Annotated in this window: 13 protein-coding genes and 1 tRNA gene; 8 read left to right on the top strand and 6 right to left on the bottom strand. The window is 45.8% G+C overall.

The genetic code is table 11. The features are described from left to right. Nucleotides 1–30: 30 nt before the first annotated feature. The gene (locus WOA13_RS08130; protein WP_342127415.1) at nucleotides 31–570 is read right to left on the bottom strand and encodes an aldolase; all 540 of its coding nucleotides are present in this window, start codon (nucleotides 568–570) and stop codon (nucleotides 31–33) included. Nucleotides 571–656: 86 nt separating this feature from the next. Between WOA13_RS08130 and WOA13_RS08125 the strand changes: the two genes are divergently transcribed. After that, nucleotides 657–730: transfer RNA gene (locus WOA13_RS08125), tRNA-Thr, on the top strand. 129 nt (nucleotides 731–859) lie between these two features. Here WOA13_RS08125 and WOA13_RS08120 read toward each other — a convergent pair. From WOA13_RS08120 to WOA13_RS08110, 3 genes are all read right to left on the bottom strand, one after another. After that, entirely contained in the window at nucleotides 860–1,957 is a 1,098-nt protein-coding gene (locus WOA13_RS08120) for a hypothetical protein (RefSeq protein WP_342127414.1), read from the bottom strand. Between the two features lie 950 nt (nucleotides 1,958–2,907). Further along, the gene (locus WOA13_RS08115) at nucleotides 2,908–3,762 is read right to left on the bottom strand and encodes a 4Fe-4S binding protein (protein WP_342127413.1); all 855 of its coding nucleotides are present in this window, start codon (nucleotides 3,760–3,762) and stop codon (nucleotides 2,908–2,910) included. Between the two features lie 172 nt (nucleotides 3,763–3,934). Further along, the gene (locus WOA13_RS08110) at nucleotides 3,935–4,288 is read right to left on the bottom strand and encodes a hypothetical protein (protein WP_342127412.1); all 354 of its coding nucleotides are present in this window, start codon (nucleotides 4,286–4,288) and stop codon (nucleotides 3,935–3,937) included. A 208-nt stretch (nucleotides 4,289–4,496) separates the two neighbouring features. On the opposite strand from WOA13_RS08110, the gene WOA13_RS08105 reads away from it, so the two are divergent. From WOA13_RS08105 to WOA13_RS08095, 3 genes are all read left to right on the top strand, one after another. Continuing rightward, complete coding sequence (locus WOA13_RS08105) at nucleotides 4,497–5,663, top strand: MFS transporter (protein WP_342127411.1); 1,167 nt, start codon at nucleotides 4,497–4,499, stop codon at nucleotides 5,661–5,663. A gap of 21 nt (nucleotides 5,664–5,684) precedes the next feature. After that, nucleotides 5,685–6,197, top strand: coding sequence for a methylated-DNA--[protein]-cysteine S-methyltransferase (locus tag WOA13_RS08100; RefSeq protein ID WP_342127410.1), 513 nt, complete (start codon nucleotides 5,685–5,687; stop codon nucleotides 6,195–6,197). Between the two features lie 70 nt (nucleotides 6,198–6,267). After that, nucleotides 6,268–7,077, top strand: a complete 810-nt coding sequence (locus tag WOA13_RS08095) for an ABC transporter ATP-binding protein (RefSeq protein ID WP_342127409.1) — start codon at nucleotides 6,268–6,270, stop codon at nucleotides 7,075–7,077. Between the two features lie 30 nt (nucleotides 7,078–7,107). Here the strand turns inward: WOA13_RS08095 and WOA13_RS08090 are convergent, their stop codons facing one another. Next, complete coding sequence (locus WOA13_RS08090; protein ID WP_342127408.1) at nucleotides 7,108–8,628, bottom strand: replication factor C large subunit; 1,521 nt, start codon at nucleotides 8,626–8,628, stop codon at nucleotides 7,108–7,110. A gap of 120 nt (nucleotides 8,629–8,748) precedes the next feature. Here WOA13_RS08090 and mtxX point away from each other — a divergent pair, with 120 nt between their 5' ends. The 4 genes from mtxX to WOA13_RS08070 all read left to right on the top strand — a co-directional run bounded on the left by mtxX (nucleotide 8,749) and on the right by WOA13_RS08070 (nucleotide 12,434). Further along, a complete protein-coding gene (mtxX, locus tag WOA13_RS08085) occupies nucleotides 8,749–9,573 on the top strand; it encodes a methanogenesis marker protein Mmp4/MtxX (RefSeq protein ID WP_342127407.1) in 825 nt (274 codons plus the stop codon). Then, nucleotides 9,574–10,191 (top strand): tetrahydromethanopterin S-methyltransferase subunit A, encoded by a 618-nt coding sequence (locus WOA13_RS08080; protein WP_342127406.1) that lies wholly within the window; start codon nucleotides 9,574–9,576, stop codon nucleotides 10,189–10,191. It abuts the gene before it with no gap. A 61-nt stretch (nucleotides 10,192–10,252) separates the two neighbouring features. Continuing rightward, on the top strand, nucleotides 10,253–11,185 hold the full coding sequence (mtrH, locus tag WOA13_RS08075; RefSeq protein ID WP_342127405.1) for a tetrahydromethanopterin S-methyltransferase subunit H: 933 nt from the start codon (nucleotides 10,253–10,255) through the stop codon (nucleotides 11,183–11,185). Nucleotides 11,186–11,255: 70 nt separating this feature from the next. Beyond that, nucleotides 11,256–12,434 (top strand): hypothetical protein, encoded by a 1,179-nt coding sequence (locus tag WOA13_RS08070; RefSeq protein ID WP_342127404.1) that lies wholly within the window; start codon nucleotides 11,256–11,258, stop codon nucleotides 12,432–12,434. 101 nt (nucleotides 12,435–12,535) lie between these two features. On the opposite strand, the gene ilvD is transcribed toward WOA13_RS08070, so the two are convergent. Beyond that, complete coding sequence (gene ilvD / locus WOA13_RS08065; protein ID WP_342127403.1) at nucleotides 12,536–14,197, bottom strand: dihydroxy-acid dehydratase; 1,662 nt, start codon at nucleotides 14,195–14,197, stop codon at nucleotides 12,536–12,538. Nucleotides 14,198–14,251: the final 54 nt, after the last annotated feature.

Below are 14,251 nucleotides of genomic sequence, written 5' to 3'. Positions count from 1 at the left end.
TCTTATTAGGTGTTATGGTGTCCCGGGTATTCACTTCTTTGCGAGATCTACCAGATATTTGATCCTGCAGGAATGCTCGATCTGTGTTGTGATGATATAAGCCTCAGCAAGGGTCTTGCCGATGGCGAAGGTTCCGTGGCTGTATGCGATAGCTCCCTTATGGTCGGACAGTGCATTTGCCGCTCCCTCTGCCAGTCCGGCAGTACCCATCATTCCCCTGAAAACGGGGATCTCATGCAGGAAGTGGATCCCTTCGCTGTCAAGGGGAATGATGCTGTCAGGATCCCCGATGAGCGTCTGGGTAACTGAATACGGACAATGGGCGTGCATTATGGCAAGTGCAGGAGTGTTCCTGTAAATGGCGCGGTGCACCACGGTCTCAGTGGATGCTATCCTGTCAAGTTCCGACGTTCCCTCTATGGGCACTTCCACGACCCCGTCCTCAGTGATCTCATCAAGTGCCACGCCACTCTTTGTTATTATCATCCTGTCTGCGATACGCACGCTGATATTCCCGAAATTGGACTCAACAAGCCCATGATCTACCAGCTTTTTTCCGAATTTTGCCATTTCCTGCCACATGATATCTCTACAATGGTAAAATCAACCATAACATTTATTTGTTATTATGCATTGTATGGGTACGTTTCAATAGCGCCTCGATGGCTCAGCCTGGCAGAGCGAGTGATTTGTAATCACTAGGTCGCGTGTTCAAATCACGCTCGAGGCTTATTTTCCTTTTTTTGAATAATTTTACCAGATTCAGATGGATGGATTTGTTTTTTAAAAAATCTATATGGGCGCATTATAAAAAGGAAAGTTGAGAGTTTCCTATTTATTTCCATATTGATAGTTTCAATTACACACGTTTCCGTATTTCATTCCACAAAACAACTAGAACTAAAAGCCAACCGCTAAAAATTCCAACATAAACAATTGTTCTCAATTTAAGCATGTATTCAAAATCAAAAAGCATCATTCCAAGGGGTACAAATACTCCCAATATTGAGAAAATGAACAAACTGATTAGATTTACCTTCAAATTAGCTACTTCATCACTTGCTTGGAGTAATCTTTCCTTGGATTCTATGAGACCGAGATAATAATTGCATTCTGCTTCTTTTTCGGGAATCTCTTCTACATATTTGTGATATTTATCCCATTTTAAAGTAGAAACTATTGAAAAATAATTGTCTTCTGATGGAGGCGGGTAGAGATCTTCAGAAGGAATTGTTGATTGACCACCTGTAAGCCAGGGATTGGAAGTTTCAGGCATAGTAGATTCTATTATTTCTTGATGTGGTGCTTTCGCTTCCGTGAGATATTTCAGGTTATACCTCTTTTCAAGAACAGACTTTTTGATGTTTGGAATATCTCTGCTAGCCTCATCATAAAGTTCATCTGTCGAAGGCGGGTTTGCTAAATCAATATCCTTTTTCTTTTTTCCCAAAAATTCATCAACTAACTTTTCATGATAGTTGGCAACTTTTATCAAATAGTCCTGATTATATTTATCTTCTAAAACTGATCTGTTAATGTGTGAATACCCTTCATCGAACCGTGCCTTATTATAAAGCTCATCCACATTAAAGGAGTTGTAAGGATCGATGTAAGCAACCATGCCTTCAAGATACTTTTCGACTAACTCACAATCTTCTTCGTAAGCAATCTCATCCACATACTTCTGTTTCTTATCTAGTTCCGATTGAACATAATTCATTTTTTCGTTGTAATCGGAGATCTCTGATTTTAACTGCCTTACATGCATTTTGTTGTCTACCATTTTAGTTATGATAAACGCCCCCATTAGCCCAACAATTGCAGCGGCACTTTGTGCGGAAGCAGCGTAAAACCAGTTTGGATCGATCGTAGTTGTATTTATGAAACTGGGTACAATTGACTCATTTAATAAACCAGACTGATCTGATAAAATGGATTCATTCCCACCCACATCCATAGTTAAGAATAGTGCTTGTTACCTTTTAAGCGTTACCTTCATAGGAAAGATTTTTCAAACCACGAGTCCTCTTTATTGATAAACCGCATGTGTGCAGATGAGTTATGAGGGGATAAAACGGAAAGTTGACAATCATGCAGGATTAGATTAAAGTAATGCTACTGCAATATTAATTTAGGGAGTGTTTATATGCCTTATGAAGAAAAAAGTCACTGGGAATATCTTGTCGACGTAATCGATGAGACGGATTTTGAAAGACAACTAAATAGACATGGTTCTTCAAATTGGGAACTTGTTGCAATATGTGGGAACAGCATTATCTTTAAACGCCAAGTCACAGAGATTAATATATATTAAACCCTTAACCCATCACTAAACCCAGACGTCTGTTATTTATCTTACAATCTTCAATAGATGTTCCATCATTATGAATCCGGCTTATTACCTGAAAGCAAGTCATTTAGCTTTGCCTTTTCTTAGGGAGTGAAATATTCGATCCCGTTTACCATACTCTCTTTTGCAAAATAGTCCTTATTCTTTTTAATGAAGTTAACTACCAATTCCCTAAGTGCCCGCCCTCCTCGCATGAGCATTGAGAGAAAATGTTTTCTCACTTCTGGTATTCTGCTTCATGTATTGCAATTAACTTTAGAGAACCTCATCTTCTTCCATTAAGATCTTAAACAGTGACTCAATTGCTAAAGATGAGGTAAGGCAATCTATAGATTTGGTTTGCTGGACAAAAATCGTTTATTAGTGCCAGTACTAACGATTAATTGAAAATCAAACGTTCCTTTCAAGGCAATGGCAAGGTGCTTTTACCACGAGGTAAACATTCCGCTCGAGGCTCCATTCTTCTTTTCATTGATCTTACTGATGCAGAGCTATTGCTTTGTTTTAAAACATCCGTTTTTAGAAATAAGGACAAAAATAAAGAAAAAGAAAGGAATTTATTTCAGAATTGTATCTCTGAAGTTGTCGATACCTTCCCTATCCATAAGATTCCCAAGTCTCTCATCCTTTCCACCATTCTCGCGATAATATTCTATCGTCCTGTTAACGATGTCATAAACTTCTTCCTCAGTGGCAACTTCCGCTACCCTGGTTCCATCGCGTGGGAACCTGCCCACTTTCCCGCCTGCAAAGATGGTATATCCTGTCCTAAAAGGCACAATTGTATCTTTTGGGCAGGCGAGGATACATTCTCCACAGAGTATGCAGTTGTTCATGTCAATATGGATCTTTCCCTCTTCAAGAGTAATGGCATCTGCTTTGCAGCGCTTTACACACAATCCACATCCTGTGCATGCATCCTTTTTCCATTCAGGATGAACGGCTCCCATGATCCCAATGTCGTTCTCCTGTGGTTTCAGGCACGCTGCAGGACATCCTGTGATCGCGATCTTGAACTTGTATGGGACATCTGCTCCGAAATGTTCTCTGTCGATCTTTTCAGCAATTCCCTGGCAGTCTATCAGTCCGTGATTACACACCCGGTTGCCCTGGCATGCGACGACAGCCCTTACCCTTCTTCCGGCAACACCCGGGCGAACATCTGCCTTTTTCATATCTGTTTTCACAGCTTCCACATTCTCAAGATCAACAAAAGGAACTTCGATCCCCTGTCTGGAGGTGATATGTACATGTCCCTCTCCGTACTTCTCAGCAGCATCTGCAAGGGCCCTTAACTGTGCGGCTTCCACATAGCCGCCGGTGATGCCAATACGCATTGAACACAAGTTATTCTGTCTCTGCGGTAGAAATCCATCTTTCTTCAATTGTTCCTTATTAATCGCATTTTGCATAGGCTTCATCTCATTTTGATGATGTTAATCCACTCTACTTGAGCAGGGTGGCTGCTATGCGGAACTGATATATACGGGTTTTGATTTTCACTTCTTCGGCTTTGTCCTATAATAAGGAAGTGCCTTCCCAGTAACGTGGATGCCAAAAAATAGAAGGTAATGTTAACGGCCATTACCAGCCGTGAATTACACCCTCAGGTTCACTTCTATCTTCATAGATCGCGAATTCCTTCTTTGCTTCGTCCTCAGTAAGGACGAACTTATCCTCCTTTCCCATCTTCGCATAGACCAGAGGCGCGGGACCCTGTGTGTTTTCCGGTGATCTCATGTTGAAGTAGCCCGGGATCTTACTTTCGGGAAGGAAGGCTGCGATCACGAACCACCCGATCTCACCGATGTAATCATCCCTGATATAGCGACTGTTGCTAGGTGGAATTGTGCTGTTGTTCTGGTGTATGTATTTGCCGTCTGCTCTGTATGCTGCGAAGCGCATGTTGTACTTTGTCTTGTTCTTTACAATAGCCAAATTATTACCCCCTAAATTTATGGATTGGTTATCAAAATGATTTGTACTAATAGTATATAATCATTATCACTTGTTTTAATTAAAGTAAACTTTATTTAAAATCGCGGGTAGGTTCTATTGATTGCTTTATATCATTTTTTGGATAAACTGGGGAGCTATAAGATGTTGCAGAACTTTTTTGAAGAAAGGTGATGCTAATGGTGGATATATGAAATTCGAACCCTACCATCTGCTCTTCCTTGCAATAACCGTATTCTTTGCAATGGCAGGCGGTGCCATCCTTGCCCCTGTACTTCCGCAGATGGTGGATCCGCTAAGCAGCAGCCCGAATGAAGTGGCACAGCTCATGGCGGTCTACACCATATCCACAGCCATATTTTCTCTTGTAATCGGGCACTTCGTCGACCGTGTGAAAAGGAAATCCGTGCTTGTCCCCTGTCTTGTTATAAACGGGCTGATGGGCCTTTTCAGCTTCTTTGCCACCGACCTGCATAGCCTGCTCATACTGAGGTTTGTGCAGGGTATCGGTATCGCCGGTATGATGTCACTGGTGATGCTGGTGATAGGGGATGTCTACTCAGGGATAGATCGTGTCCATTCCATGGGCAGGATCAGCATGGCAATAGCCATTGGTTCGGTCACTGCACCTCTCATTGGAGGCGGGCTGGCAACTATCGGCTGGAACTATCCGTTCCTTTTCTATGTACTCTCACTGCCATTCGCCCTGCTTGTACTTCTGCTGCTTCCTGAAACAAAGGAATGCGAATCATCACATGGAAGCGGACTTGGGAATGCATTTCGTGAACTAAGGGACTTCAGGATACTTTACACCGTTTTCCTGAGCTTTGCCATCTTCTTCCTGCTGTTCTCCATAGTCGTCTTCCTGCCGTTCATGCTCAAGGATGTGTTCGGATTTGCTGCCAAAGAGGCCGGTCTGGTCCTTTCCATCCAGGGACTTGCCATTATCATGGTGGCATCAAACATCAAAAAGCTTGCAGAGAAACTTCCCCTGATCGTCCTCATCGGTCTGGGCTTCACTCTTGTGGGAATATCTATCTCCCTTATCTCATGGACAGCTTCACTTCCTGTCCTCTTCCTGTTATTGCTGTTGTTCGGTGGTGGCTTCGGACTTTGCCAGACAGCAATCGACTCCCAGATCATACAGATATCTCCTCCGGCATCACGTGGTGGTGTCCTTTCGATCCACAATACCATGAAATATGTTGGACAAAGTGCGTCACCAGTGGTCCTGGGTGTCATATTGCTTTTCTTCGACCTGCATATGGTGTTCCTCTTCTCAGGTATCTTCGGAATACTCGTTGCAGCTGCAACCCTGTTCTTCAGGGGGAGATTCATTGTGGAAAACAGTATCTGATCAAAAATGGTGGTGTACTGAATGTATTATGATCTCATGAGAACGAAACTTGGAACCATTCTGCTGGTCGGGGATAATGAGGGGTTGAAAGTGCTTAACATTCAGGATGGAGAAAGAAAATATCCGATTCCCTCTGACTGGGAGCAGAATGAGGCTTTCTTCAAAGATGTCGAAGAACAAATTGGTCATTATCTCGAAGGTGATCTGAAAGATTTTGATGTCAAGCTCGCACCTGTTGGCACCGATTTTCAGAGAAAGGTGTGGGATGCTCTGACAATGATCCCTTACGGTACGACAGTTTCCTATGGATATGTGGCTGAAATGATCAGCAATCCTAAAGCTTCAAGGGCAGTAGGCCATGCAAATTCACTAAATCCGATACAGGTGATCGTCCCATGCCACCGCGTTGTGAGCTCTTCGGGGAAACTTGCAGGTTATGCCGGCGGGCTTGACGTGATGGTGGAGCTTCTAAAACTTGAAGGCATAAAGACCAGGGACAGGGGTAATGGCAAGTACAGCATCATACCTGAGTGATGCGAATGGCTGGTACCAGTAAATTTAATTTACATTGCAATTGTTCAGTACAACTATTCAGATGATCCGAATGTCCAGCGATACAAAACCACTTATTGAGTACCAAAACGTAACTGTCAGAAAGAAAGACAGGAATGTTCTTGATTCTATCTCTTTGAACATTGATGTCGGAGAGAACGTTGCCATCATAGGTCCCAATGGTTCCGGCAAATCCTCCCTGATCAAAACGGTCACAAGGGAATACTATCCTCTTGCTGATTGTGAGGATCTTGTCTTCAGGATTATGGGGCAGGATGTGTGGGACCTTTTTGAAATGAGGCATTTCCTGGGGATCGTGTCCTATGACCTGCAGGAAGACTATGAAAGGAATGTTTCCGGGCTGGATGCAGTGATCTCAGGATTTTTCAGCAGCATTGGTCTGTATCCTAACCATAAGATCTCGCCTGAAATGAAGGAAAAGGCCATTGGACTTCTTGAACTTCTTGGCATATCCCATCTTTCTGAAAAGAAGATGTCAGAAATGTCCACTGGTGAAGCCAGACGTGTCCTTATTGCAAGGGCACTGGTGCATGATCCGCAGACCCTTGTGCTCGATGAGCCCTCGAACAGTCTTGACATGAGATCACGTCACGTGTTCAGGGAGACATTAAGAAGAATAGCTTCTGCAGGAAAGAGCATCATACTTGTGACGCATGATCTTGATGATGTGATTCCTGAGATCGGTCGTGTTGTGCTGTTAAAGGACGGGCAGGTTTTCCTCGATGGTCCTAAGGAGGACATACTTACGGCAGGCAACCTCTCTGAACTCTTCGATATGGACGTTGAGGTTGCTTGCGAAAAAGGATATTACAGGACATGGATCGATCCATTGTCCCTTTGATCTTGATATTTTTGCTGTAAAACCAATAGGTCAGAAATCGAACAATGTCTTCTGAGGCTTTGCTTTAGCAGCCGGTTTTGGCTCCGGCTTCGGTTCAGCTTTTGGAGTCGGATCTGCGTTCTGTGAACTTCCTGCAGAATCTGAATTCCCGCTTGATGCAGCATTTTGCATGATCTGGTTCAGGTCCATTTGCTTTTTGTCCTGTACCTTTCTGGCTGCCTTCTTCTCAAAGAATACCGGTGCATCGTCAGTGCCATAGGTACTGCGTTTTTCCTGTGCCAGGTCATAGATCTTCTGTATGCCTTTTGTGACCTTCTTCCCACCGGTAAGATAGACGATCTCATCCACGGTCAGGTCCAGGTCCACAGTAACGTCTACTGCATAGGCATCATCCTTCAGCATCCTGCCGTAGAGGTGTGCCAGGTCTGTGCGTGAATAACGCATGGACTCGTTGCAGTGGTCGCCGATCCGGGATGCAATATTATCCCTCATATCGCGCTTTGACCTTAGTTGTCCCATCTTTCTCCAGAACGATGGTGGCTGGTATTTTGTGAACCCACGGCTGACATGTGACTTCGATACAACTGTTCCGCATGTCATGAGGACACTCGCATATCTCCAGAGGCGGTAGCTCTGTCGCTTTCTCACACGACCAAGGTACCTGTCTGCTTTTGAAAGACGCCTGTAGCCTGTAATCACATCCTCTTCGGTACCTTCCTGCGTGCCATATTGCAATGGCAGGTTCTCGTCGATCCAGTGGATCAGGTTCTCAGGAGTCTCGTCCAGGCCGTATGTGGCCTGCAATGCACTTTTCGGGTCGGTGCTCTTGAAGATCTTTCCCATCACCTTGAAGATGTTTTCCTTCGTGTCCCTCTCGGAGGTGGCGATATCCTCAATGTAGATCTCGTCCCTTCCCAGTGAAACTGCCTGAAGGTCCTTGACAGCACTTCGCATGTCTCCACCGGCGTTCTCGGCCAGTTTCTCAAGGACGCCTACGCCACACATGATCTTCTCCTCAACGCATATCTTCTTGAGCGCCGGGATCATGGACCTTCCCTGCACCGAGTTGAACTTCAGCTCAATGCAATTCGAGCGTATGGTGGGTGTGAGTCCGTAGAGGTCATTAGCGATCAGCACGATGGGCTGGTCAGTTGTCTTGATTATGTTTCCCACGGCACGGGAGCCACCTCTGTCGGCATTTCCGTGCATGTTGTCGGCCTCATCCAGGATGATCAGTCGCTTTGAGGATGTGCCGGTAAGTGAGCTCATCTTCGATGCAGAACCTGCTACCCTTTCGATAGCACCTGCTGTTCGCTGGTCACTTGCGTTCAGCTCGATGGTCTCCCAGCCGAAGTCCCTGGCGAGTGCATGTGCTGCGGACGTCTTTCCGACACCTGCAGGTCCGTAGAGTATGGCTGCACGCTTTTCCGGTGTGCCGGTGAGCCATGATTCTGCCCACTCTCTCATATCCACGACCGATTTCTTGTTGCCCACAAGATCTGAAAGGGACTGTGGCCTGTATTTTTCAACCCATTCGATAGATTCTGCCATCTGTGATCATACCTTCAATAAAAGGGAAAAGTAATTAATGTTTGCATTTCTTTGTTGATTCTGATTAATATCATTTCTGGCAGGTGATCCGGTATGTAGAACGATAGCACGACTGGTCTTATGGATGTTGTCCGGAAAAGGGCTCTTTCAAACACTGCAAAAGTGGCTATTGGTGTACGTGATCCCACACCCAAGATGATCTCCAGCATAGAGAAAGCCCACAACGAGGGTTATGCACACGTTATTCTTGTAGGGGATAAGCAGGAGATCGATGCCGTTGGCACTTCCCTTGAGATAATCAACACACATGAGCCGGAGCTGGTCCTTGGTGACCTGCTGGCATCGGGTTCGGTGGATGCGGCTGTAAGGGGAACTGCAAAGGCCTCGGGAACTCTTTCCCATCTCAGGGATGTCCTGAAGATCGATCGCCTGCATCGTATGGCCTTTCTCCTGACAGCCGAAGGCGTTCCGTTCTTCCTCGCACCTGTGGGGATCGATGAGGGAAATAATCTTTCAGACAAGATCACACTTGTCAAACTTGGTGTGGAACACATGCGAAGGTTTGGCGTTGAGCCGGTGGTCGGTGTCCTCTCCGGAGGCAGGATGGGGGATCTTGGAAGGCACGAGAACATTGACCGCACACTTGCAGATGCTGACTTCCTGGCAAGCAGGTTGCGGGAAAATGGTATATGTGCAAAGCATTATACAATACTGATCGAGGATGCCATAAAGGAGGCGAATTTCATCTTTGCTCCTGATGGCATAACCGGTAACCTGATATTCAGGACCCTTGTTTTCCTCGGAGGAGGGGACGGTATCGGTGCACCGGTATTGATGGACGACCATGTCTTCGTGGACACATCACGCGTTGGTGGCCACTACACAAAGGCCATAATGCTTGCAAGTGCCCTTGTGGACATGAAAAATGAGAGAAACAGATCTTGATTGTGTGAATTATGGGGTGTTGACATAGAAACTGTTGCATGTGGATGGCCTGTTGTGAAAGGGGACTGTACCGCCGGGAATTCAGACTCCTGTATTGCAGTAATAACTCTTGCAAGCTCGCTTGAACCTTATGATGAAGCTGCCATGTGGGGCACCTGCAAGACCGAGAACCTTGGTGCAGAGAAGATCATCATAAACACGGTATCGAACTCGAATATCAGGTATCTTCTTGTCTGTGGCAGTGAATCCAGAGGTCACCTTGCAGGAAAAACACTTGTTGCACTTCATAAGAACGGCATAGATGAGGACGGGCGGATCATCGGTTCTGATGGTGCTATCCCTTTCATCGAGAATGTCAGCAGGGATGTTATTGAACGTTTCCAGAAGCAGGTAACCCTCATTGAACGTATCGGCCTGGTGGATATTGATGAGATCCGCCGGATCGTTGATGAATACAAGGGCAAGGAAGGCCCGTACTGTGAAGCAGCTTTCGTTGTGGAAAGCGCCAGGAAGAAAAGCAGGCCTGTTATGGATGTTACATCAGGTGACATCATGATATCAGGTGATGTAATGCTTGATTCGGCTTCCGGTATCGTCTGTGAAGTGGATTCCGTGTAAGTATCGTTCTATTGTTATATTGTTATCTTAATCATTGTTATATTTCGTAGAGGTTGTGTTCATGTTCAGGTTCCAGAAAGAGCAGGAGATCGTCAATATTGCAGGTGTGAAGATCGGAGGCCAGCCGGGTGAGCTGGCAACAGCGCTTGCAGGTACTATATTCTATGAAGGCCACAGCATCGTGGAAGATGCGGATGCCGGTATATTTGACAGGGCAGGAGCAGAAGCTCTTGTGAACATGCAGGATTCCATGTCCGACGAGACTGGAAATCCTTCAATTGTCCACATCTTTGCCAATACTTTCGAGAGCATGCAGAAGTACATCGATTTTGTGACCTCGGTAAGTGATTCTCCTTTCATCATCGATTCCCCGCAGCCTGCTGTGAGGATGGCTTCATCAGAATATGTCACCGACATCGGTCTTGCTGACAAGACGATCTACAATTCCATTAACATGAGCATCAGCGATGAGGAATGTGCAGCCCTTGCAGATTCCGATATTGACAGTTCCATCATCCTCGGCTTCAATGCAATGGATTCCTCCCTTGATGGCAGGATGGCATTGCTTGAGAACGGTGGCAAACTGATGGACAGGGGCCTGCTGGAAATTGCTGATGAATGTGGTATCACGAACGTGCTCATCGATCCCAGCATAACTCCAATGGGCGATGGGGCAGGTATTGCTCTTCGTATGACCATGACTGCCAAGGCGAAATGGGGATATCCTGTAGGATCCGGAATTCATAATGCTCCTTCTTCCTGGAGCTGGCTTAAAGCCAAGAAGAAGGAAGACCCACTTGTCTACAAGATGTGCGACATTGGAACGGTTTCCATGCAACAGCTTGCCGGTGGCGATTTTGTGCTCTATGGTCCTATTGAGAATGCAAAGTACACCTTCCCTCTTGCGGCAATGGCGGATATCATGATCTCAGAGGCATCTTCTGATCTTGATATCGAACCTTCATCCTCACACCCGCTTAACCTGCTGGTGTGAACCCTTTTTTGGAAATGCTTATGTATCCTATGAATGCATATTCTTTTTAGCTTTCCCGGGTTGATGTGGCATGAAAGAACTTAAGATCAGTATTTCCGATGAGTTGTATGGGGAACTATCAAATGTTCCTGATAAGGATTCCTTTTTGGCAGAACTTATTGAGAATGGACTGAAAGTATCTGCCGGGGATACCTCTGAAGACCTTCCTGAAGAAGCATACTTTGAACTTGAAGATACGTTTGAAGAGGAAGGATCTATAGAAAATATTGAGGAAGAGCCTCTTACTTTGCCCTGTGATGGCAGTCTGGTGGATCCGGATGATCTCGATGGCTGTGCTGAACTTTTCACAGATATCGACCTTGAAGATGAAGTGGGAGAAGAAGCAAAGCCAGCCTCTGATATGATATCTTTTTCTGAAGAGGGTAACTTTCCGGTTGAAAAATCAGCTTGCTTCCAGAGCATCATTGTTGATCTGACAGACCGTATCTGTGAGCTTGAGAAGCAGATCATGGATATGAATTCTAGTATCCAGTCCATTAAAGACAGGTCCGTATTATTTGAGTTATCCGATGACAATGTAGGGGGACAGCAAGTTTCTGTAGTGCAGCCAGATAGTATTGCTACAGAAAGAACTGAGGAAAAGGTTCCCTATGCTACCCTTTCTTTCCCTGATCTAAAGGTTCCTCCTGAATTGCTGGGTGATGCCGAAGTTCCTCCAGCAGAAGTGCCGGGCCACGATATTGGAAAACCGGTCGAAAAGTTTTCACCGGATATCCCGGAAGCCATCGTTGAAGAACCTTCTTTACCTGAACCATTTTCAAAGCCTTTGTTATTCGATGCTAAGGTTCCGCCACTGTCTTCTCAGCAGGACTCTGAGGCGGGTTATGAGAGGGAACTGCCGTATTTTTTGCAGGGCGATGAAGTTGATGCCGTGGATGGTGCTCCTGACAGTAATGCTGATTTTGTTTCAGATCCCTCGCAATCTCCTGTCTTGGCAGAGGATCCTGCAGTCCCTGTACCTGACCGGTATGTTCCTATAACGGACAAGCTTGAAAGCTGCATATTTGCTTACCTCCCGTCCGGATCAGAAGTAAAGAAAGATGTTATCAAAAGCCTCCTTTCCAAGCAGTACGCGGATTCTGAAGTGGAATCCAGAATAGATCAGCTTCTATCAGATGGCAGAATAGCCAGCATTGTAAAGGATGATAAGGTCTATCTCAGCAGTTCCCCTGAAAAGAGGTCCGATTGATCTTGGTTCTGATCTTGGAGTAATTCGGATCAATAGGTCAAAAAGAGTTAAAGGATATCAAAAGTAATAAAAAAGGAACAAGCTGCTTAAAGTAGCAGCTTTTAGTCCCTGATAGCTCCTCTGTTTGCGGAACTAACTGTTTTTCGGTATCTTGAAAGGTAACCTGTGACTTCTTTTTCGATAGGCTTGAAGTCAGCTCTCCTCTTTTCCAGTTCTTCGTCTGAAACGTTGAGTTCAAGCTTTCTTCCAGGCATATCGATCTCGATTATGTCGCCTTCCTGTATCAGGCCGATAGGTCCGCCTTCATAGGCTTCAGGTGAGATGTGACCGATACATGGTCCTCTTGTACCACCTGAGAACCTTCCGTCCGTGATGAGTGCCACAGAATCAATGAGTCCCATTCCAGCGATAGCTGAGGTTGGAGAGAGCATCTCACGCATACCCGGACCTCCTTTTGGTCCCTCGTACCTGATGACAACGACATCTCCAGGCTTGATCTCGCCTTTCATGATGGTTGACATTGCTTCTTCTTCACTGTTGAATACTCTTGCAGGGCCGGTGTGTTTGAGCATCTTCTCATCCACAGCTGCCTGTTTGACAACTGCTCCGTCAGGTGCAAGATTTCCTTTCAGCACTGCAATTCCGCCTTCCTCGTGGAGCGGGTTCTCAAGTGTGGTCAGTATACGGGCGTTCAGCTTTGGATTATAAATGACAAATTCTTCGACATTCTCGCCAACGGTCTTTCCGGTGATTGTCTTCTCATCGAGGTTGAGCTTTGTCTTAAGCCTCTTCATGATCGCATGAACTCCGCCAGCTCTCTCGAAATCAAGCATGAAGTTATCTCCGCCTGGCCTGAGTCCTATCAGGTGTGGAGTTGTCTTGCTGAGCTCATCGAACTTCTCAAGCGGAAGCTCAATTCCAAACTCGTGTGCGATTGCAGGCAGGTGAAGGGTTGTGTTGGTACTTCCTCCTACTGCAAGGTCGACCATGATAGCATTCTCAAAGGATCTCTCGGTAACGATCTGGCGTGCTGTAACTCCTTCCTGTACAAGCTCCACGATCCTCTCACCGGTGTCTTTTGCCATACGCATCTTCTTTGCATCAACTGCATGGGCTGTTGCACAACCCGGGAGGCTAAGTCCCAGTGCTTCTGTCATGCATGCCATGGTGTTGGCTGTGAACATTCCAGCACAGGAGCCTGCACCGCAGCAACACATATCTTCAAGCTGTTTCAGTTTGTCAGATGAGACCGATCCGCTCTGGCAGGACCCGACTCCTTCGAAAACGGAGACGAGGTCTGTGTATTTGTCATCAACAAATCCCGGAAGCATAGGTCCGCCTGTGACGACCATTGTCGGGATGTCAAGTCTTCCTGCAGCCATGAGGTGTGCAGGTGTGATCTTGTCACATGATGTTACCATGACCATACCGTCCATCTGCTGGCCCTGGATCATGATCTCAATGGTGTCCTCGATAGCTTCCCTGCTTGGAAGGGAATACTTCATTCCTTCGTGTCCCATTGCGATACCATCACAGATGCCTATGGTATGGAATTCGAAAGGAACACCGCCTGCATTGCGAATACCGGCCTTTACCGCTTCTGCTACCTTGTCTAAGTGAATGTGTCCCGGAATGAACTCTGTCCATGAATTCACAACAGCTATGAACGGCTTCTTCATCTCAGAATCGGTAACCCCTATCGCTTTCAAAAGCGACCGGTTCGGTGCACGTGCATCTCCTTTCTTTGTATTGTCACTTCTCATATGATAACCTCAGTAAAACTCCATGACGTACTATCCTACACGATTAAAGTATAA

This window comes from Methanococcoides sp. LMO-2 (assembly GCF_038432375.1).
Lineage (GTDB): Archaea > Halobacteriota > Methanosarcinia > Methanosarcinales > Methanosarcinaceae > Methanococcoides > Methanococcoides cohabitans.
The sequence above is the reverse complement of the archived record's forward strand: the minus strand, read 5'-3'. Positions and strand labels throughout refer to the sequence as shown.